Source organism: Sphingomonas sp. PAMC26645 (assembly GCF_004795835.1).
GTDB lineage: Bacteria > Pseudomonadota > Alphaproteobacteria > Sphingomonadales > Sphingomonadaceae > Sphingomonas.
On record NZ_CP039249.1, the window covers coordinates 3,711,514 to 3,731,068 of the forward strand.

The 19,555-nt window shown below is 65.0% G+C and carries 15 protein-coding genes; 10 read left to right on the top strand and 5 right to left on the bottom strand.

Going from position 1 to position 19,555, the window contains the following annotated elements:
- Window position 1: 1 nt before the first annotated feature.
- The 4 genes from E5673_RS17005 to E5673_RS17020 all read right to left on the bottom strand — a co-directional run bounded on the left by E5673_RS17005 (window position 2) and on the right by E5673_RS17020 (window position 8,204).
- Window positions 2–2,263 carry a GH92 family glycosyl hydrolase gene (locus tag E5673_RS17005; RefSeq protein WP_210731886.1) on the bottom strand — a complete coding sequence of 754 codons (2,262 nt, stop codon included), beginning with the start codon at window positions 2,261–2,263 and terminating at the stop codon, window positions 2–4.
- A gap of 122 nt (window positions 2,264–2,385) precedes the next feature.
- Complete coding sequence (locus tag E5673_RS17010; RefSeq protein WP_247599443.1) at window positions 2,386–3,564, bottom strand: glycoside hydrolase family 43 protein; 1,179 nt, start codon at window positions 3,562–3,564, stop codon at window positions 2,386–2,388.
- Complete coding sequence (locus tag E5673_RS17015; RefSeq protein WP_136190922.1) at window positions 3,564–6,635, bottom strand: TonB-dependent receptor; 3,072 nt, start codon at window positions 6,633–6,635, stop codon at window positions 3,564–3,566. The genes E5673_RS17010 and E5673_RS17015 overlap by 1 nt, the downstream gene beginning before the upstream one ends.
- Window positions 6,636–7,004: 369 nt before the next feature.
- Window positions 7,005–8,204: an ROK family transcriptional regulator gene (locus E5673_RS17020; RefSeq protein WP_136190923.1), complete on the bottom strand. Its 1,200-nt coding sequence runs from the start codon at window positions 8,202–8,204 to the stop codon at window positions 7,005–7,007.
- 360 nt (window positions 8,205–8,564) lie between these two features.
- Between E5673_RS17020 and E5673_RS17025 the strand changes: the two genes are divergently transcribed.
- The 10 genes from E5673_RS17025 to E5673_RS17060 all read left to right on the top strand — a co-directional run bounded on the left by E5673_RS17025 (window position 8,565) and on the right by E5673_RS17060 (window position 18,865).
- Complete coding sequence (locus tag E5673_RS17025) at window positions 8,565–10,910, top strand: GH92 family glycosyl hydrolase (protein WP_136190924.1); 2,346 nt, start codon at window positions 8,565–8,567, stop codon at window positions 10,908–10,910.
- A 73-nt stretch (window positions 10,911–10,983) separates the two neighbouring features.
- Entirely contained in the window at window positions 10,984–12,909 is a 1,926-nt protein-coding gene (locus E5673_RS17030) for a CocE/NonD family hydrolase (protein WP_136190925.1), read from the top strand.
- A gap of 186 nt (window positions 12,910–13,095) precedes the next feature.
- Window positions 13,096–13,269, top strand: a complete 174-nt coding sequence (locus E5673_RS19790) for a hypothetical protein (RefSeq protein WP_168711661.1) — start codon at window positions 13,096–13,098, stop codon at window positions 13,267–13,269.
- Window positions 13,270–13,391: 122 nt separating this feature from the next.
- Window positions 13,392–13,718, top strand: coding sequence for a hypothetical protein (locus tag E5673_RS17035; protein WP_136190926.1), 327 nt, complete (start codon window positions 13,392–13,394; stop codon window positions 13,716–13,718).
- A gap of 41 nt (window positions 13,719–13,759) precedes the next feature.
- Window positions 13,760–14,125, top strand: coding sequence for a CsbD family protein (locus E5673_RS17040; protein ID WP_136190927.1), 366 nt, complete (start codon window positions 13,760–13,762; stop codon window positions 14,123–14,125).
- Window positions 14,126–14,129: 4 nt separating this feature from the next.
- Window positions 14,130–15,662, top strand: coding sequence for a PAS domain S-box protein (locus E5673_RS17045; RefSeq protein WP_136190928.1), 1,533 nt, complete (start codon window positions 14,130–14,132; stop codon window positions 15,660–15,662).
- Window positions 15,659–15,910: a hypothetical protein gene (locus tag E5673_RS17050; RefSeq protein WP_136190929.1), complete on the top strand. Its 252-nt coding sequence runs from the start codon at window positions 15,659–15,661 to the stop codon at window positions 15,908–15,910. The genes E5673_RS17045 and E5673_RS17050 overlap by 4 nt, the downstream gene beginning before the upstream one ends.
- A 38-nt stretch (window positions 15,911–15,948) precedes the next feature.
- Entirely contained in the window at window positions 15,949–16,842 is an 894-nt protein-coding gene (locus E5673_RS17055) for a hypothetical protein (RefSeq protein ID WP_136190930.1), read from the top strand.
- A gap of 171 nt (window positions 16,843–17,013) precedes the next feature.
- Window positions 17,014–17,157: a hypothetical protein gene (locus E5673_RS19795; RefSeq protein ID WP_156348916.1), complete on the top strand. Its 144-nt coding sequence runs from the start codon at window positions 17,014–17,016 to the stop codon at window positions 17,155–17,157.
- A 124-nt stretch (window positions 17,158–17,281) separates the two neighbouring features.
- Window positions 17,282–18,865, top strand: a complete 1,584-nt coding sequence (locus E5673_RS17060; protein WP_136190931.1) for a phospholipase D-like domain-containing protein — start codon at window positions 17,282–17,284, stop codon at window positions 18,863–18,865.
- A 32-nt stretch (window positions 18,866–18,897) separates the two neighbouring features.
- Here E5673_RS17060 and E5673_RS17065 read toward each other — a convergent pair whose 3' ends face one another.
- Window positions 18,898–19,500 carry a TMEM175 family protein gene (locus tag E5673_RS17065; RefSeq protein ID WP_247599444.1) on the bottom strand — a complete coding sequence of 201 codons (603 nt, stop codon included), beginning with the start codon at window positions 19,498–19,500 and terminating at the stop codon, window positions 18,898–18,900.
- Window positions 19,501–19,555 lie beyond the last annotated feature (55 nt).

Sequence of the window (19,555 nt, forward strand, 5' to 3'; positions counted from 1 at the left end):
GTCAACGTCCCGCCGCCGGTGCGCTCATCGAGAACGGCGCATCGGCCTTTGCCGCACCCCAGGCGGTGTTCGGCGTCGGCCCCATCACGAACCGCAGCGTGCCGCCCTGCTGCAACGCCGCGCGCGTCAGCCAGGGCTTGTCGTGCGGGGTGCCGTTGAAGCTCGCCGACTGGATGTAGACATTGCCGGGGCCGTTGTTCGCCGCCTCAATCGTCAGCGTCTTGCCGCCCGGCATCGTCAGCTTCACGGTCTGGAACAGCGGGCTGCCGATCGCATATTGCCCGACCGCAGGCGTGACCGGGTAGAAGCCCAGCGCGGAGAATACGTACCATGCCGAGGTCTGGCCATTGTCCTCGTCACCGGGATAGCCGTCGGGCGCGGGCGAGTAGAGCTTCTTCATCACGTCGCGGACGTGATATTGCGTCTTCCACGGTGCCCCGGCCCAGTCGTAGAGATAGGTCATGTGCTGGATCGGCTGGTTGCCGTGCGCATATTGCCCCATGTCGACGATCTGCATCTCGCGGATCTCGTGGATGGTCTGCCCGTAATAGCTGTCGTCGAAGATCGGCGGCGTGGTGAAGATCGAGTCGAGCCGCTTCACGAACGCCTCGCGCCCGCCCATCAGGTCGGCCAGCCCCTGCACGTCCTGCATCACCGACCAGCTGTAATGCAGCGCATTCCCCTCGGTGAACGCGTCGCCCCATTTGTACGGGCTGAACGGCGTCGACCAGCTGCCATTCTTGTTGCGGCCCCGCATCCAGCCGCTCTGCGTGTCGTAGAGCTTGCGGTAATTCTGCGCGCGGGTGGCGTAGAGTTTCGCATCCTCGGTCTTACCCAGTGCCGCGGCGAGCCGCGAGATCGAGAAGTCCGCAGTGGCGTATTCAAGCGTGCGCGCGGCATTCTCGTTGATGCCGACGTCATACGGCACATAACCAAGCCGGTTATAATATTCGACGCCCTCGCGCCCGACCGCGCCGACGACCTTGCCCTTCTTGTCGACCGGGCGGCCCTGCGACGTCGTCGCGTTCTTGACCATCGCCTGGTACAGCGTCTCGACGTCGAACCCGCGCACGCCGTTCAGATACGCGTCGGCGATCAGGTTCGCCGAGTTCGATCCGATCATCACGTCGCGGTGGCCGGGACTGGCCCATTCGGGCAGCCAGCCGGACTCCTTGTAGGTGTTGACCAGCCCCTGCATGATCTCGCTGTCGCGCTCGGGATACATCAGCGCGAAGAACGGGAAGACCGCGCGCCACGTGTCCCAGAAACCGTTGTCGGTGTAGAGGAAGCCCGGGTGCACCTTGCCGTCATACGGGCTGTAGTGGACCGTCTGGCCCTTGGCATCGACCTCGTGGAACATCCGCGGGAACTGCAGCATGCGGTACAGCGCGGAATAGAAGATCCGGCGGTTGTCGAGATTGGGATCGGTGACCTGGACGCGGTCGAACTCGCGCTGCCAGATCGCCTTCGCCTTGGTCTTGGTCTGCTCGAACCCGTCGCCGCCGATCTCGCCGCGCAGGTTTCGCTCGGCCTGTTCGAGACTGATGAACGACGACGCGACCTTGACGCCGACCTGCTCGCCCTTGCGTGTCTTGAAGCTGACGACCGCGCCGACATGATCGCCCTCGCGCGTCGGCGTCGCGGTGACCTGGCCCTTGCCGTCCCAGGTCTGGCTGACGGCGAAGTCATGGTCGAATTCGGCGACGAAGTAATTGTGGAAATTGTCGGGCACGCCGCCGTGGTTGTTGCGGACATAGCCGGTGATGCGGCGCTTGGCCTTGTCGATCGAGACCATCGAGCCGCCGGCATAGCCGTCGAGGATGATGTGCGCGTCGTTGCTCTGCGGGAAGGTGAAGCGGAACTGTGCGGCGCGGTTGGTCGGCGCGACCTCCGCGGTCACGTCGTAATCGGCGAGATAGACCTTGTAGCTGTACGGCCGGCTGTCCTCCGCCTTGTGGCTGTACCAGGACGCGCGTTCGTCCTCCTTCACCTTCAGCGCACCGGTCGTCGCCATCAGCGAGAACGCGGCGTAGTCGTTCATCCACGGACTGGGCTGGTGCGTCTGCTTGATGCCGTTGATTGTGTTCGCGTCGTAGGTGTAGCCCCAGCCGCTGTTCGTCTTGCCGGTGACCGGCGTCCAGAAGTTCATCCCCCACGGCACCGCCACCGCGGGATAGGTATTGCCGTAGGACAAGGTGTAGTCGGAATCGGTCCCCATCAGCGGGTTGACCAGATCGACCGAAGGCTGGTCCTGCGGCTGCATCGCGCCGTTGGCCGACGCGGCGGCCGTCGCCTTGGTCTGGGCCAGAATCGGCGCGGGCGCGACGAGAGCGAGCGACGCGACCGCCGCTACCGTGCCGCGCAAATTGGCGATCGCCCTGTTTCTCACATCGCTCTCCCTGAATTTCGTGTCGGCTTCTGCACGCCGATCGGTCGCGGCTTCACGCCCGCTTCGGTCATCACCACCGGCTCGATCCGACCATCGGCGGCAAAAACCATCCTGTCGATCGCGATCTGGCGGTGTTCGCCGCGATCGGTGTCGAGCGGGCGACGGTGATACGCGATGTACCAGTCGTCGGTGCCGGGCACGTTGACGACCGAGTGATGCCCCGCGCCGCGCGCGATGCGCAGATCCTCCGACAGGATCTTGCCGCGCGGCGTGAACGGCCCGGTCGGTCCCGGCCCGGTCGCATAGGCGACGCTATAGTCCGGGCCCGTCCAGCCGCCCTCCGACCACATCAGGTAATACACGCCTTTGCGCTCGATCATGAACGAGCCCTCGACATAGCCGGGCGGCGTCACTTCCTTGTAGGTCGAGCCATCGGCGAACGGCAAGATGCGCTTGAGGTCGGGGCTGAGCCGGACGACGTTGCAATGCTTCCAGCCGCCGTAGAACAGATAGACCTGGCCATCGTGATCGCGAAACGCGAACGGGTCGATCGGTTGCGCGCCGTTGTGGAACGCGCCGACCAGCGGCTTGCCGATCGCGTCCTTGAACGGACCACCGGGCCGGTCGCTGACCGCGAGGCCGATCCCGCCAAGCTCCGCATCGCTCTGGATGTCGTTCGCGCTGAAGAACATGTAATAGCGACCGTTCGCCTGGATCACCGACGGCGCCCAGATCGCGTACGCCGCCCACGCTGCGTTCCGCACGTCGAACACATGCTCGTGCTTGGTCCAATGCACCAGATCCGGCGACGAGAACGCATTGAAGAAAGTCTGCATCCCGTAGGACGGCCGCACCGTCTTGCGTTGCCGCGCGAGCTTTTGCGCGGCCGAGAAGCGGCTGGTGACGTCAGGCTTGCCGTAATGATCCGAATAGGTCGGATAGATCCAGTAGCGGCCGGCGAACACGCGAATCTCTGGGTCGGCATACCAGCCGGGAACGATCGGGTTCGACGCACTCGCCAGCCCGCACATCATCAGCGCCGACGCGGTCAGCGCGATCCGAACCCCGCGCCGTCCGTGCGTTTCGCCAACGCCGTGCGACGCGGCGCTGCGAGAAAAGGGAGGGTAGCGCCGCGAAGGCGCCACCCGAGAGACAAGCCGATCAAACCAGGTCATCAGAAGTTGAACGACACGCCCACATAGGCCCGCCGCCCGAAGTAATTCCGGTAGGTGAAGCGGTCCTTCGTATCGTTGCCGAGATGACGGCTTTCCTCCGCCTTGGTAAGGTTGATCACCGAGGCGGTGAGGTTCAGCCGGTCGGTCAGCGCGTATGCCGCGTTGAGGTCGACCTGCGCATAGGGATCGGTGTATTCGTTCAGGCCCGACTGCAACCCGCCGACGACTTCGCCGCGCCGGTTGTACGATGCGCGCAGCAACACCTTGCCATGTTCGTAGAAGACCGACGCGTTGACCTGCGTCTTGGCGCTGCCGACCAAGGCGGACGAGCCGACCTTCTGGCCGTCGAGCGTCACGTCCGCCACCGAGGTGTCGTTATAGGTGAAGTTGACCTGCGCGCCGAGACCGAACGACAGCGTGTGCTGCGCGTACAGTTCGACACCCTGCGACCGCGCGTTCGAACCGTTCGCGACGGTCGAGTAAGGCTGGATCAGCTGCTGCGTTCCGTTGACGTCGCGCGTGACGTTGAGGACCAACGGCACCACGAAGTCCGACACGTCCTTGCGGAAGAAGGTCGCGCCGAGCACCGAACCGCGGTGGAAATACCATTCGATGCCTAGGTCGTATTGCCATGCCGAGAACGGGTTCAGGTCCGAATTGCCGCCGCTGCCCGACCAGCCGGCGAACTCGCCGAACTGGCCGCGATCGAACGCATACGCATCCGAGCGGAAGGTGAGCGAGCGCTGCGACCCGAGATCGGAGAAGGACGGCCTCGCAATGACCTTGGCGACGGCGCCGCGGACGAGGAGATCGGGCGTGACCTCGTACGACACGTTGAAGCTCGGCAGCCAGTCCGTGTAGGTCTTCGACTGATCGGCGCGCGTGTTGACGATCGTCTCGCGCACGCTGAGCGGCAGCACCTGGCAATTGCCGTCGGGGCCGAGCGGACGGTTGGGATCGGCCGCCCCGCCGGGTCCGTTGACGCAATAGTCGTTGAGATATTGCAGGCGATCGGAGGTATTGCCCGACTGCTTGGTGTTGGCCATGCGGAGGCCGACGTTACCGCGGAGACCACCGGTCCCGAAGTTCACCTGCGCGTAACCGGCGAAGACCCGCTCCCCCAGGGAATAGACGAAGTCGGGTTCGTACACGCGTACGGCTTTGCCATAGGTCGAGTTCAGGTAGTTGAGATACTGCTCGAAATTGATGCCCGGCACGACGTTGGCGTTGAAGCCGCCGTTGATGTTGCCGATCTGGTTTGCGTAGAAGAATTCGGGGCGGGCGACGGCGCCCGCGGCGGTATCCTGGTAGCGGAGCGGCGTCGCCGGATCGGCATACCAGTCGTTGCGACCGGTCTCGCGGCCGATCTTCAGGTCCCGCCACTTGCCGCCGATCTGCACCGACTTCAGGAAGCCGTCGAACCGCCTTGTCAGGTCGAGCTGTGCATAACGCTGACCGAGGTCACTGTTGACGAAGCTCGATCCGGTCGAGCCCACGTCGATCTGCGCGATCCCGTTGCGGATGTTGTTCTGCAGCTCGGGCGAGAACTCGAAATTGGCGATGCCGTCCGAGATATCCCAGTTGCTGACCAGATTGCCGTTCTGCTCCCGGCCCGGCGTCGTCAGGCGCGGCTTGGCGGCGACGCTGAAGCGCACCGACGGGCCACCGCTCGACTTGGTCTTGCCCAGTTTCAGCACGGCGTCGAAACGGTCCTGGCTGTATTTGACCTCGGTCTCGAACGTGTTCGAAACCTGCTTCTCGCGGCTGTACGTGCCAGCGATCTGCGGCGTCTCCATCGTGCACGGGGTCGGGCGCGCGAGGCAGCCCGTTCCCGCCGCCGGCACCGCGAAATTGGCCGACTGGAAGATCGTCCCGCTCTTGTCGAACGTCGCGCCGGTAAAGAAGTTGTCGTAGCCCCACTCGGGGATCTTCAGCACGTTCGAGGTATAGTTGCTGCTATAGCCAAACCGGAAATAGTTCGCGGTGACCGTGACCGCCTCGAACGGCTTGAACTGCGCGGTCGCCTGGATCCCGTACCGCTCGCGTTCCTGGTCGAAGACTTCGGCGTTGACCGACTGCGGCGCCCAATAGCCCGAATAATGCGTGCCATCGCGCGCAGTCGTGCCCTGCCCCGGCCAGTAGGAGATCGCGTCGTTGTTCGCGAAGGTCTTGCCATCGACATCGGTCGCGGGCTTCAGGACGTTGCCCTGCGCGTCGCGGTCGCTCCACCACAGCCAGCTTTCGGACGAGCTGCGCAGCTCGCGGTTGGTGCGCTTCTGCCAGACGCCGCCGACCAGCAGACCGAACGTCTCCTCCTTGTTCTTCCACGACACCTGCCCGCCAAGCTGCGGTTCGTACTTCTCGGTCGTGTCCGAATACGTACCCTCGGCGGAGACGAAACCCGACCACGCCGGCACGTCGAACGGCCGCCGGGTGTTGAGGATGATCGTGCCGCCGACACCGCCTTCTTCAAGCCGCGCTTCGGGCGACTTATAGACCTCGGTGCTGGCGATGAAGGTCGACGGCAGCAGGACGTAGTTGAACGATCGCTGCGGCTCGCCACTGTCGGCGCCGGCGAGAAAATTGCCGTTGAGCAAGGTGAGCGTCAGGCCCGACTGAAGGCCGCGGATACTGACCCGGCTACCTTCGCCGCCGTCGCGGGTGATGACCACGCCCGGCACGCGCTGCAACGCATCGGCGACGTTCTTGTCGGGGAACTTGCCGACGTCTTCGGCGGTGATGACGTCGACGAACGCGTTCGCCTCGCGCTTCTGAGTGAGGCTCTTCTCGATCGAGCGCCGATACCCGGTAACGACGATGTCGCCAGTGTCCTGCGCCGACCCATCCGGCCGTGTCGTGCCGGCGGTTTGCCCGGACTCCGCCGTAGCGGTCGAAGCGGGCTGCGCCTGGTCGGTTGGGGTCGCGTTCTGGGGAGGCGTAGCGGAAGGCGCGGCCTGTTGAGCCTGGGCAGCACCGGCCAACGCCGCAGTAAGACTGACCGTGGCCAACAGGAACGACAACGGACGATGGCGACGCGCCACGATCGAGCACGATTCTATGCTTGCGGTCATCAGACTTTCCTCTTCCTCGTGAGGATGCCTGCGCTCCCTCACTTACCCCTGCGAATAGCGCGCCTGCCCCCCGTTTTCGGTTGGGCTGTCCGGTTGAATCGGATCCTGTCGGCGTGCAGTCTCGACCCGTCTATTTGCCAATTGTAAAAGCAAATTGTCAAATAGATTGTTGTGTAAGTTTTGGACCGTTGCGGACGCAACTCAGCGAATACCCTTCGATGCGCCGATAGTCTGGGGGAAGACACCGCGAGGATTCACGCCTGGCCTCGCGTATTCGTACACGAACGACGGCAACAGCCCGCTCTCCGCAACCCCAAGCGCACGGAGTCCTCACATGCGAAGATAGCGGTACCGAACCGATTACCGACGTCAGTCGGCTGCCGCGCCGGAATCCTTCCAGAGCGCAGCGGCCTTGGGCAGCAGGAAATGACTGAACGGCAGGATCGCCGCACCAACGGCAGGCGCATCCTCCGACAGCGCGGCACGGCGGACCGGCGCGATCGCAGGCGCATCGGTAGCGTCCCGCATCAACGCGTTGACCCGCTCCGCCACCCGTTCCACCAACCGGCTCGGGAGGCGCCCGCCGATCAGGATCACCGCCGGATCGATCAGGCAGTTGATCGCGTCGAGGGGCGTGCAGAGCGTGTGTGCCGCCCTCTCCACCCATTCCTCCAGGCAGCGCTCGATGTCTGGCGCCCAGTCGGCCTGATGCAGCACCTGCCCGATCTCGAACCCCGCATTCGCCAGATGCTCGGCAAGTCCGGATAGCGATACCAGTTTCTGCACGGTCTCGCGTCCCCGCTTGCCGCCGCCGGCCGCCATGAACCCCAGCTCGCCGCTGCGACCGTGCGTGCCGCGAACATACGCGCCATCCGCAACGAAGCCACCGCCCAGCCCCGACGACACGAGGATGTAGAAGAAACTGCTGTAATTCTGTCCGAAGCCCAACTGCATCTCGCCCATCGCGGCGGCGGCGGCATCGTTCTCGACGAACACGGGCAGCGACAGCGGCTTGTCGAACAGCGTCGCCATGTCGATTCCGTCCCACGCCGCATAGGCGGCCGGACGGCCCGGCATCGCGACCAGCGCGAGGTCATCGGGTCGTGCCACGCCGATGCCGACTAGCTTGGCGGGATCGACCTTCGCGCTTTTGAGCATAGCGCGTACCGAGCGCCGGAACAGATCGCGGACGTCGTCGGGCAGCGCAAAGCTGATCTCGATCGACTTGCGCGCGAGGATCTGCGCCAGGAAATCGACCAGCACGATCGTGATCTGGTCGCGGTCGATATTGACGCCGATCGAATAGCACGCATCGGCCCGGACGACGAGTTTAGTCGGCGGCTGACCACGTCCACCGCGACGCTGCCCCGCCTCCTCGATCATGCCTTCCTGCAACAGCCGCCGCGTGATGTTGGCGATCGCCGGCCCGGTCAGCCCGGTGATCCGCGCAAGGTCGATCCGCGTCAGCGATCCGCCGAGGCGAATGGCATGCAGCGTCACGCGCTGGTTGTGGTCGGCGGCGCGCTCGAGGTTGGTCCCCGACAGACGCGGCGGCGTTTGAAGAGTCATGCGGACCGATCATTCAGGTTGGAGAACAGAAAACGAAGCCGCTCTGCAATGCAATGCAGCAATTTCAGCGTTGGCGACGAAGTGATCCCGCGATTGCGAAGGCTTGGCAAGCGCACACTATTGGCGTTCAGTGAACGCGCGGCATATCGGCCCGGCCTGAAGACCATCTTCTGCATCCCCCGCTTCCAAACTGTTCGTTTGAATTATCCAATTTGATGTTCTAATCCACTTCTGCGGTTGCGCAAGAGCTGGCGATGAAGCCAGTTTGGCAACCGAACGAATAGAGGGGATGTGCGCGACATGTTTCACCTGGCACCCGGCAAGCTCCCCCGCCTATTTCCCTCTGAACGGGTGACCTCGATGTCCATCTTCACACGATCGTGCCTCGCGGGTGCACTGTTCACCACGATCCTCGCCGGCACCGCCTTCGCACAGGATGCTGCCAAACCGAGCGATGCGGTGGATCCGTTCATCGGCACGGGCGGCGAAGGCCACACCTTCCCGGGCGCGGTCGCACCGTTCGGCATGGTCCAGCTTTCGCCGGATACCGACACCTCGTGCGTGATCCGCACCTGCTATGGCCATGCCGCCGGCTATCGCTACGACGATCCGACGATCGAGGGGTTCAGCCACACGCATTTCTCGGGCGCGGGGCATTCCGATCTCGGCGACATCCTCGTCATGCCGGTATCGGGCGAGACCGTGCCGATGGACCCCGGCACGCCCACCGCACCCGGCTATCGCTCGCGCTTTTCGCATGCCAGCGAAGTCGCCAAGCCGGGCTATTACGCGGTCACCCTCGACGGGCCTGGCGTACGCGCGGAAATGACTGCGGGCACTCGGATCGGCGTGCATCGCTACAGCTTCCCCAAGGGCAAGGCCGCGCACCTCGTCGTCGATCTCCGGTCGTCGCTGTATAATTATCCCGGCAAGATCCTGTGGTCGGGACTGCATTTGCGGGACGACGGCGTGCTCACTGGCTTCCGCGAGACGCGCGGCTGGGCACCCGGCCGCAAGCTCTACTTCGCGATGCGGTTCTCCGCGCCGCTGGTCGGCCACGCGCTGGTCAACCGCGAGAAGGATATCCCGTACAAGGGGTTCCAGGGCCCAGGCCGCGGCAGCGATGCGCTCGCGGAAAAGCTTGGCCAGGCGCTGGAAGCACGGCTCGACTTCGGCCCGCTCGACGCTCCGCTGGAGGTGAAGGTCGGGATCTCCGGCGTCGATGAAGCCGGGGCGCTCGCCAATCTCGACAGCGAACCCGGTAACTTCGACGCCGTCCGCGCCAAGACTACAAGCGACTGGGATACCGCGCTCGGCGCCGTCAAGTTCGAGGCGCCCGCACCGATGCGCCGCATCTTCGCGACCGCGCTATATCACAGCCTGCTCGCCCCGAGCGTGTGGAGCGACAGCGACGGGCGCTACCGCGGCCCTGACGACCAAGTGCATCAGGCCGATGGCTTTACGGTTCGATCGACCTTTTCCCTCTGGGACACGTTCCGCGCCGAACATCCGCTGCTGACGCTGATCCAGCCCGAGAAAACCAACAGCGACATCGTTCGCTCGCTGATCGCCGGCCAGCAGCACAGCCCCGATGGCATCCTTCCGGTCTGGCAATTCGCCGGGCGCGAGACGTGGACGATGATCGGCTATCACGCCGTCCCCGTCATCGCCGACGCGTATATGAAAGGCATCGGCGGCTTCGACGCGGACGCGGCGTTGCAGGCGATGGTCGCGAGCGCCGACCACGCGTCCTACGGTGGCCTCGGCGAGTATATCCAGCGCGGTTACGTCCCGATCGACAAGGAGCCGGAGGCCGCGTCGAAGACCGTCGAATATGCCTATGACGACTGGACGATCGCGCGGATGGCGCGGCGGATGGGCAAGACCGACATCGCCGAGCGGTTCGAGAAGCGCGCGGGCAACTGGCGCAACAGTTTCGACGCGAAGTCCGGCTGGCTGCGCGCAAGGCTCGCGAACGGCAGTTTCCGCACCCCCTTCGATCCGACCGCGATTAACTACGGCTCCGATTATACGGAGGGCAATGCGTGGCAATATAGCTGGTTCGTGCCGCAGGATCAGGCGGGCTTGTTCCGGCTGCTCGGCGGCGATGCGAAGACCGTGAAGAAGCTCGACGCGATGTTCGACTTCGACAATTCGAAAGTCGATTACAGCCATGCGGAGGATATTGCCGGGCTGATCGGCCAGTATATCCACGGTAACGAACCGAGCCACCACGTCGCCTATCTCTACAATTACGCCGGCGCACCGTGGCGGACGCAGGAGCGGCTCGGCCAGATCGTGCGGAGCCAATATGGCGCCAAACCCGAGGGGCTGAGCGGCAACGACGATCTCGGCCAGATGTCCGCATGGCTCGTCTTCACCGCACTCGGTTTCTACCCGGTCGCGCCGGGATCGAACGAATATGTCATCGGCCGCCCGTTCCTGTCGCAGGCGACGCTCACGCTGTCCGGCGGCAAGCAGTTCGCGATCCGGACGGACAATCTGTCGGACGCCAACCCCTATATCCGCTCGGTCACGCTCAACGGAACGCCCCTCACCCGCAGCTATCTGCGCGACGACGAGATCCGCCAGGGCGGCGAGCTTCGCTTCGTGATGGCCGCGAAACCGAACAAGCTCTGGGGCAAGGGGGCGAAGTCGCGGCCGTTCTCGTCCTCGACCACGGCTTCGATCCCAACGCGCAACTAAAGACCGTCAGACCGATTGCCCCCGCGCCCCGGTTGCGCCTAGCTTCGCCCCAACGCTTCCGGAGCACGTCCCCATGACTGTCAAATTCGTCCTGCTCGCCTCGATCGCCCTCGCAACTACTGCAATCGCGCAGGACAAGACCGCGCCCGTCGGCGGCGACATCCCCGCCAAGTTCGTGCCGCCGACCGCCGCGCAGGACTACGTGAAGCGCGAGGTGATGATCCCGATGCGCGACGGGACCAAGCTCTACACCGTCATCGTCTATCCCAAGGGCGTCACCAACGCGCCGATCGTCCTCACCCGCACGCCCTACAACGCGAAGGGTCGCGCGAACCGCTCCGACAGCGCGAGCATCCTCGCCACGCTGCCGCTCGCCGACGAGATGTTCGTCAAGGCAGGCTATATCCGCGTCTACCAGGACATCCGCGGCAAATACGGGTCGGAGGGTGAGTATGTCGTGACACGTCCCGTTATCGGCCCGCTCAACCCGACCAAGGTCGATCACGTCACCGACGCGTACGACACGATCGACTGGCTGGTGAACAAGGCGAACTTGCCGGAGAGCAACGGTCGCGTCGGCATGATCGGCTCGTCCTACGAGGGATTCACGGTCGCGATGGCGCTGCTCGCCCCGCACCCCGCGCTGAAGGTCGCGGCGCCCGAGAGCCCGATGATCGACGGCTGGATGGGTGACGACTGGTTCCATTACGGCGCGTTTCGCCTCGCCAACATCGCGTGGCTCGGCAGCCAGACCGGCTACAAGGGCGCGGGCAAGGCGCCACCCACCGGCGGCTACGACGATTACGAGAATTTCCGCGAGGTCGGCTCGGCCGGCGACTGGGCGAAGAAGTCCGGCTACGACCAGTTGCCCTATTGGCAGCGGATGGTGTCGCACCCCGCCTATGACGGCTTCTGGCAGGGCCAGGCGCTCGACAAGCTGCTCGCCGCCAACCCGTCGAACGTGCCGACGATCTGGGAACAGGGCCTGTGGGACCAGGAGGACATGTACGGCGCGATCACGGCGTGGGAAGCGCTCAAGGCCAAGGGCAAGCTCGGCAACAACCACCTCGTGATGGGTCCGTGGCGCCACAGCCAGATCAACCGCGAAGGCCGCAGCCTCGGGCCGTTCCAGTGGAATGGCGACACCGCCCAGCAATTCCGCGAGGACATGCTGCTCCCCTATTTCAATCAGTATCTGAAGGATGGCCCGGCCGTCACGCTGCCCGCCGCCGCGATCTACAACACCGGCGAGAACCACTGGGACAAGTTCGCGACATGGCCGCTCGCGTGCGAGACGGGCTGCACGTCGCCGCTTAAGCCGATCTACCTGCAGGAAGGCGGCGCGCTCGGCTTCGGCAAGGCGGCGACCGGCGGTGACAGCTATGTCTCCGATCCGTCGAAGCCCGTGCCGCACCTGCCGCGCCCGGTGAACTTCGGCGACGGCCGCTGGGGCGACTGGCTCGTCAGCGACCAGCGCGGCGTCGATGGCCGTCCCGACGTGATGACCTACACCACCGAAGCGCTGACCACGCCGGTGCGCGTGTCGGGTGCGCCGATCGCCGACATCTTCGCCAAGACGACCGGCACCGACGGCGATTTCGTCGTCAAGGTGATCGACGTCTATCCGGCGGAGAACGCCACCGATCCGAAGATGGGCGGCTACGAACTGCCGATCAGCCTCGACATCTTCCGCGGCCGCTATCGCCAGAGCTTCGCCAAGCCGACCGCGATCCCGGCGGGCAAGGTGCAGGAATACAAGTTCCGCCTGCCGACCGTGAACCACGTGTTCCAGCCGGGTCACAAGATCATGATCCAGGTCCAGTCGAGCCTGTTCCCGCTCTACGATCGCAACCCGCAAACCTTCGTCCCCAACATCTTCCTCGCGAAAAAAGCGGACTATAAGCCGGCAACGGTGACGATCGTCCGCGGCGGCGCATCGGCGAGCGCGGTCTGGTTGCCGGTCGTCCCGCTCGATCAGTCCGCGGCAACGGCCAAGTAATCGATCGAACCAAGCCGACATAAAGACGGGATCGTCGCCCGGCCAACTCGGCCGCGGCGGCGTCCCCGCAGCATCATTACCCCCTGACGCCAGACTGATCATACTACCGCATCGCCTAGTCGTTTCCGATCACGCGCGGGCGCTTGCAATTTCGTACTGAAGGCGCAGGTTACCAAGGGCAATGCGATGACGAAGGTTCAAGACGACAGCCAATTTCCCGCCGACGACAACGACGATTCGACCTATTTTCAGCGGCGAGCCGAGTGGCATGAGGGCCGCGCCGAGGTTGCCGAGGATTCGAGCACACGGTCGCTGCATTTGCGGTTCGCGCGGCTTTATGCGGCGCGCGCGACGTCCTGATATGGTACATTACAGCTAGTAGTCCTACACAAAACTACCAGAAACCAAGAGGTTACCGGTAGGTTTATGCGTCCAGTCCCGTCGCGATATCCCGCGTGCGGCAAGATACTGGAGCTGCTCACATGAAGCGCATGACGTCCGCCACCGGGGCTCTGGCCCTGCTGGCGTCCATTGCCGGTTGCGCCGCGCCCGCGACGCGCATCTCGACCGGGCTCCAGCGTTACGGGCTCGATCAATCGCGCTCCGATTGCGTCGGCGATCGGCTCCAGGCGAACCTCTCGCTCGGCCAGTTGCAGCGTCTGGGCAAGGCCGCCGCGGCGTACCGTCAGGGCGACACCACGCCCGGTGTGCTCACCCCGTCCGATCTCATCCGTGTCGCCTCCGAACTCGATCCGAAGATCGCGCTCGAAGTCGGCAAGGCCGCCGCGGGTTGTGGCGTGCTGCCGTAACGCGGGGCCTTTCCACCGAATTCCAAACATAAGGATCTCACATGAACAAGGACGAATTCCAGGGCGGTGCCCGCTATGTCGGCGGCAAGGTCGAGAAGGCCGTTGGCGACACCGTGAACAGCCGCGACTGGCAGGTCGACGGCGTCGTCGATCAGGTCGCCGGCGGCGCACAGAATCTCTACGGTCGCGCCAAGTCGGCGATCGAGGATGCCGTCGACGGTGCCCCCGAACTCGCCGACAAGATCGGCAGCGAAGCGCGCGAAGCCGGCGATCGTGCCGCCGACGCCGCTCGTCGCGCTGCCTCGACCGCACAGGCATCGGCCAAGGACGCGCCCGTCCTTTGGGCGCTCGGCGCCGCTGCGGTCGGCTACTGCCTCGCATGGCTCGTTCACGGGCAGCGCGACTGATCGCATGACCGTGGCGCCGCCTCTCAAGTCGCTTCGTGACTCCCCCGATCTGCGCCACCTGCGCCAGATCATCGCGGGGCTGGACGAAGGCGTCATCCTCGTCGATCCCGATCAGGACATCCTGTGGGCCAATACGGCCGCACTCGGGATGCACGGGGTCGACTCGGTCGAGGATCTCGGTGCCACGGTCGACGATTATCGCCAGCGTTTCCAGCTGCGCTACCGCAACAATCACAAGCTCAACGACGCCGATTACCCGATCGAGCGCGTCGTCTCGGGCGAGGCGTTCTCGGAGGTCGTGGTCGAGGTTGCGATCGCCGGCGAGGACGAGCCCCGCTGGGTGCATCAGGTGCGCAGCCTCGTTCTGACCAACGACGACGACGAGCCCGAATGCCTCGTCATGATCATCCAGGACGTGTCTGCGCAATTCGAAGCCGAGGATCGCTTCGAACAGTCGTTCAACGCGAACCCCGCGCCGGCGGTCATCTGTCGCCTGTGCGATCTTCGCTTCGTGAAGGTCAACCAGGGTTTCATCGACATGACCGGGCACGACCGCGACGCCGTCCTGTCGCGCACGGTCTACGATATTGACGTCCTCGAACGCGGCGAAAAGCGCGATCTCGGCAAGGAGCGCCTCGCCGAGGGTCGCACCATCCCGCAAATGGAAGCGGAGCTCAGCCTGCCCGACGGCGAGACGAAGCTCGTGATCGTCGCCGGCCAGCCGATCGACATGGGCGAGCAGCCGTGCATGCTGTTCACCTTTGCCGACCTCGAACCACGCCGGAAAGCCGAGACGCAGCTGCGTCATAGCGAGGAGCGCTTCATGCGGACCTTCTCGCTCGCCCCCGTCGCGCTCGCGATCGGCGCGCGCGACGGCCACCGGCTGTGCGACGTCAACGAGGCCTTCACCAGCCTCACCGGTTATTCGTCGGCGGAGATCATCGGTCGCCCGCTCGGCGACGTCGACCTGTGGGAAACGCCCGCGCTGCGCCACGCGATCGAGGCCGATATCGACGCTGGCCTCCCGATCCGCGACCGCGAAGTTCGCATCCGCGGCAAGGACGGCGACATCATCGACTGCATCGTCTCGACCGAGCCGATCCAGCTCGACGACGAAGCGTGCGTGCTGTGGGCGATGCGCGACATCAGCACCCGCAAAGCGTCCGAGCGCGAACTCGTCAACGCGATCGAGGCGGTGATGAAGGACACGAGCTGGCTCAGCCGGTCGATCATGGAGAAGCTTGCGCGGATCCGCACGCCGAACGCCGAGCCGGTCGGCGTCGGGCTCGACGAACTGACGCAGCGCGAGCGCGAGGTGCTGGCGCTGATCTGTCGCGGGCTCGACGACAAGTCGATCGCGCGCACGCTCGACGTCTCCAGCAACACCGTGCGCAACCATGTCGCGCGGATCTATTCGAAGATCGGCGTCAACCGTCGCAACGCTGCCGCCGCCTGGGCGCGCGCGCGCGGGTTCGATGGCGATTCCATCCCGCACGCGCTCCACCTCAAGGCGCCCTCGAAGGAGATCGCCGCATGACGCGCGACAAGGACAAGCCGGACCAGGACGACGCCCGCACCCGCCAGGCGAAGGGCTCTATCCAGGAGGCGATCGGCAAGATCATCGGCAATGCCGCGATCGAGCAGCGCGGCTCGCAGGAAAGCGAAGCTGGCGCGCGCCAAGCCAAGGTCGACGAAGCCTCGAAGGCTGGCAAAGGCTCGAAGGCCGGAACCGCGAAGGCCGACAAACAGATCGACACACCCATCGATAGGCACGGCAAGGACTGACGCCGTTCCTCGAATTTCGTGAATAACAGGAGTGAATTATGGCTAACCATGTAAATCCCGGCGTCCTGCCGACGGACGACTTCCGTCGCGTGAAGACCCCGACCCGCATCTCGTGGGGCGCAATCTTCGCCGGCGTCGTCATTGCGATCGCGATCCAGCTGGTGCTGGGCATCCTCGGCACCGGCATCGGTCTCAGCCTGGTCGATCCAGTCGAGGGCACGACTCCCGGCGCGACCGGCTTCGGCATCGGCGCAGGGATCTACTGGATCATCACGACGGTCATCGCGCTGGGCGCAGGCGGTTATGCCGCAGCACGCGGCGCTGGCGTACATGACCGCTTCGACGGCCTGATCCACGGCCTGGTCGTCTGGGGCGTCACCCTGATCCTCACCATGTACCTGCTCACCTCGGCTGTCGGCGGCATCATCGGCGGCGCATTCCGCACCGTCGGTTCGGTCGCATCGGCAGCAGGCACCGGCATCGGCGCAGCAGCCCCGAAGGTTGCCGACGTCGCCAATGTCGACGTCACCGACGTTCGCGCCGAAGCTGCTCAGTATCTGTCGGACGCACCGTCGGATCCCGCGCAGATGACGCCGGAGCAGGCGCAGAAGGAAATCGCCAAGGAGCTGCCGGCACTCGCAAAGGGTGGCCAGGACGGCGCGCAGGCTGAAAGCCGCATCGTCGACATCGTCGCGGCCCAGCGCAAGATCAGCCGTCCGGAGGATCAGGCCCAGGTGACGCGCGCCAAGGCACAGTTCGTCCAGACCAAGAACAAGACGATCGAGACCGCCAAGTCGGCAACGGACACCGCCGCCGGCGCAGCCGCAGGTACGTCGTTCATGATCGTGATCGCGCTGCTCATCGGCGCTGCCGCAGCAGGCTTCGGTGCCACCACCGCCGCCCGCCGCCGCGTCTACACCGACGCCGTCTGATACGGCCGATCGGTTCGTATAACGGGCGCCGTCCGCGTAACGGGACGGCATCCCATTCGGCGAACGGCCGCGCAATCGCGCGGCCGTTCGTTCGTCAAACAGGTTACATCGTCGCTGCCGACCGGGTAAGGACCTGCGGCGAGGACCTGATAAAAATCCAAGGGTACCGAGATGACCACGTCGCAACAGGATCGCCGTTCGCTTCGCATTGCCATCGTCCGTGCGTTGCAACTTGCCGACGCCCAGGACGACCATCTGGTGGCGGCCTTGCTGGCGCAGGCGCTCGACGCAGCCGAGAACGAGCTGTCCGAATAAAGTACCTATGGTGCATGCGCGCTACGAACATTTTATAATGAATGCTGCCCGCATATCGTCCATCGAGTGGCAAAACGCGCCTCCGTGGGTTGGCTGATCGCGCCAAGCCTGCGATGGCAGCATCATGAATTCTCACGGAACACTGCTCGAGCCCGGTCGCAACTGCTGGCGGATCGAACCCGCCAAGCAGGCCACCGTCATCGTCGACGCCGACGATTATTTCAAAGCCGCCCGCGCGGTGATGATGAAGGCCAGGAAGCAGATCCTGCTCGTCGGCTGGGATTTCGACGCGCGCATCCGCTTCGGTGGCGGTGACAGCGGCGGCGACGACGACGATGGCGGTCCCGAGCGCGTCGGTGAATTCGTCACCTGGCTCGCGCGCCGCACGCCGGGGCTCAACATCCATATCCTCCGCTGGGATACCGGCGCGATCAAGACGCTGTTCCACGGCCAGACGCTGTTGCGCATCGCCAAGTGGATCCGCGACCCACAGGTCCATCTGCGTCTCGACGGCCATCATCCCCCCGCCGGATCGCATCACCAGAAAGTGGTCGTGATCGACGACGACGTCGCGTTCTGCGGCGGGATCGACATGACCGTCGACCGCTGGGATACGCGTGCGCACGCCGACGACGAACCGCGCCGGATCGAGCCCGACGGCTCGCCCTACGGTCCGTGGCACGACGCGACCACGATCCTGCAAGGCCCCGTCGCGCGCGCACTCGGCGACATGTGCCGTGGCCGCTGGGAAGTGTCCGGCGGTGGCGCGCTGGAGCCGGTGACCGACGGCGCCGACTGCTGGCCCGATCATGTGAAGGCCGACTTCACCGACGTCGAAGTCGGCATCGCGCTCACGATCCCAGAAATGGCCGAACAGGAGCCCCGCCACGACATCGAGGCGCTGTACGTCGACCTGATCGCGCGGACGAAGCGGTTCTTCTACGCCGAGAGCCAGTATTTCGCGTCGCGCAAGGTGGCCGAGGCGATCGGCAAGCGGTTGCGCGAACCCGATGGTCCCGAATTCGTCATCGTCCACCCGACCACGGCGGAGGGCTGGCTCGAACCGATCGCGATGGATTCGGCACGCGCCAGGCTGGTCGAGGCGCTGCACGAACAGGATCCGCACAAAAGGCTACGTCTTTACCATCCGTTCACCGCGGGTGGGCAGCCGATCTACGTCCACGCCAAGGTGACGGTGGTCGACGACGAGGTGCTCCGCGTCGGCTCGTCCAACTTCAACAACCGTTCGCTGCGGCTCGACAGCGAATGCGACGTCGTCATCGATGCCGCGCGCGACCGCAACGCCGGTGAGCGCGACACGATCGCGAGCATCCGCAACGGCCTGCTCGCCGAACATCTCGACACCGACGTCGCGACGATCGAGACGTCGATCGCGGAAACGGGCTCGCTGATCGAAACGATCGAACGGTTGCGCGGCGATGGCCGCTCGCTCCGCCCGTACGAGGTCCCCGAACTCGACTCCGTCCGCGAGTGGCTGGCCGACAACAAGATCCTCGATCCCGAGGGTCCGGGCGAGATGTTTGAGGGACTGTCCGGCCGCAAGCCGCTGCTCAAGAACCTGCGTCCGCACCTCCATCGCGCCGACGGCAGCATCTCGCCGGTCATGGCGGCGGTCGCGGTCGGCGGCACCGCAGCCGGCCTCGCGCTGGTCGGGACGATGCTATGGGGTCTTCGCACCAAAAAATGATGCTGGAATCTTCCCCCCCCGAGGGGGAGGACTCACGCTCGAAGCTCATCCTCGAACGCGCGCACGATCCGCCGGTCGGGGATCAGCCACAGCGCAACCACCGCCACGTACAACGCGATCGCGAACCAGCGACTGACGAACGCGAGCGGTACGCCAGCGAAATAGAGCGCGATGCTGCCCCACCCCTTCCAGTCCGAACCGATCGCGCGCGCGACTGCCGACTCCTTGCCGTTGCAGGCGATGATCGCGCGTTCGGTCAGCGAATAGCCGATCGCCGCGAGCCCCAGGACGATGCCGTAAGCTGCCGTCGCCCCCGCCGCGAACGCGCTCTCGTCCAGCCAGCGGATCACGAACGGCACCAGGCTCAGCCAGAACAGCAGGAACAGGTTCGCCCACATCACGCGCCCGTCGACGCGCTCGACCGCGGAAAACATGTGGTGGTGATTGTTCCAGAACAGCCCGACGTTCACGAAGCTCAACACATACGCCAGCAGCACCGGCGCGCTGCCGATCAACGCGTGCAGGTCGCCCGTTTCCGGCACCTTCAGTTCCAGCACCATGATCGTGATGATGATCGCGACCACGCCGTCGGTGAAGGCCTCGACTCTTCCGGGGCCCAATCGCTGACCGCTCATGCCTCCCAACCTGCGGACTTCACCCTCGAACGATGCACGAGCCCGCGTCCGATCC

What these genes read in the sequence shown, in the direction of transcription:
- E5673_RS17005 (WP_210731886.1), bottom strand. Translation starts at nt 2,263, where the DNA reads ATGCAGCCGCAGGACCAGCCTTCGGTCGATCTGGTCAACCCGCTGATG.
- E5673_RS17010 (WP_247599443.1), bottom strand. Translation starts at nt 3,564, where the DNA reads ATGACCTGGTTTGATCGGCTTGTCTCTCGGGTGGCGCCTTCGCGGCGC.
- E5673_RS17015 (WP_136190922.1), bottom strand. Translation starts at nt 6,635, where the DNA reads ATGACCGCAAGCATAGAATCGTGCTCGATCGTGGCGCGTCGCCATCGT.
- E5673_RS17020 (WP_136190923.1), bottom strand. Translation starts at nt 8,204, where the DNA reads ATGACTCTTCAAACGCCGCCGCGTCTGTCGGGGACCAACCTCGAGCGC.
- E5673_RS17025 (WP_136190924.1), top strand. Translation starts at nt 8,565, where the DNA reads ATGTCCATCTTCACACGATCGTGCCTCGCGGGTGCACTGTTCACCACG.
- E5673_RS17030 (WP_136190925.1), top strand. Translation starts at nt 10,984, where the DNA reads ATGACTGTCAAATTCGTCCTGCTCGCCTCGATCGCCCTCGCAACTACT.
- E5673_RS19790 (WP_168711661.1), top strand. Translation starts at nt 13,096, where the DNA reads ATGACGAAGGTTCAAGACGACAGCCAATTTCCCGCCGACGACAACGAC.
- E5673_RS17035 (WP_136190926.1), top strand. Translation starts at nt 13,392, where the DNA reads ATGAAGCGCATGACGTCCGCCACCGGGGCTCTGGCCCTGCTGGCGTCC.
- E5673_RS17040 (WP_136190927.1), top strand. Translation starts at nt 13,760, where the DNA reads ATGAACAAGGACGAATTCCAGGGCGGTGCCCGCTATGTCGGCGGCAAG.
- E5673_RS17045 (WP_136190928.1), top strand. Translation starts at nt 14,130, where the DNA reads ATGACCGTGGCGCCGCCTCTCAAGTCGCTTCGTGACTCCCCCGATCTG.
- E5673_RS17050 (WP_136190929.1), top strand. Translation starts at nt 15,659, where the DNA reads ATGACGCGCGACAAGGACAAGCCGGACCAGGACGACGCCCGCACCCGC.
- E5673_RS17055 (WP_136190930.1), top strand. Translation starts at nt 15,949, where the DNA reads ATGGCTAACCATGTAAATCCCGGCGTCCTGCCGACGGACGACTTCCGT.
- E5673_RS19795 (WP_156348916.1), top strand. Translation starts at nt 17,014, where the DNA reads ATGACCACGTCGCAACAGGATCGCCGTTCGCTTCGCATTGCCATCGTC.
- E5673_RS17060 (WP_136190931.1), top strand. Translation starts at nt 17,282, where the DNA reads ATGAATTCTCACGGAACACTGCTCGAGCCCGGTCGCAACTGCTGGCGG.
- E5673_RS17065 (WP_247599444.1), bottom strand. Translation starts at nt 19,500, where the DNA reads ATGAGCGGTCAGCGATTGGGCCCCGGAAGAGTCGAGGCCTTCACCGAC.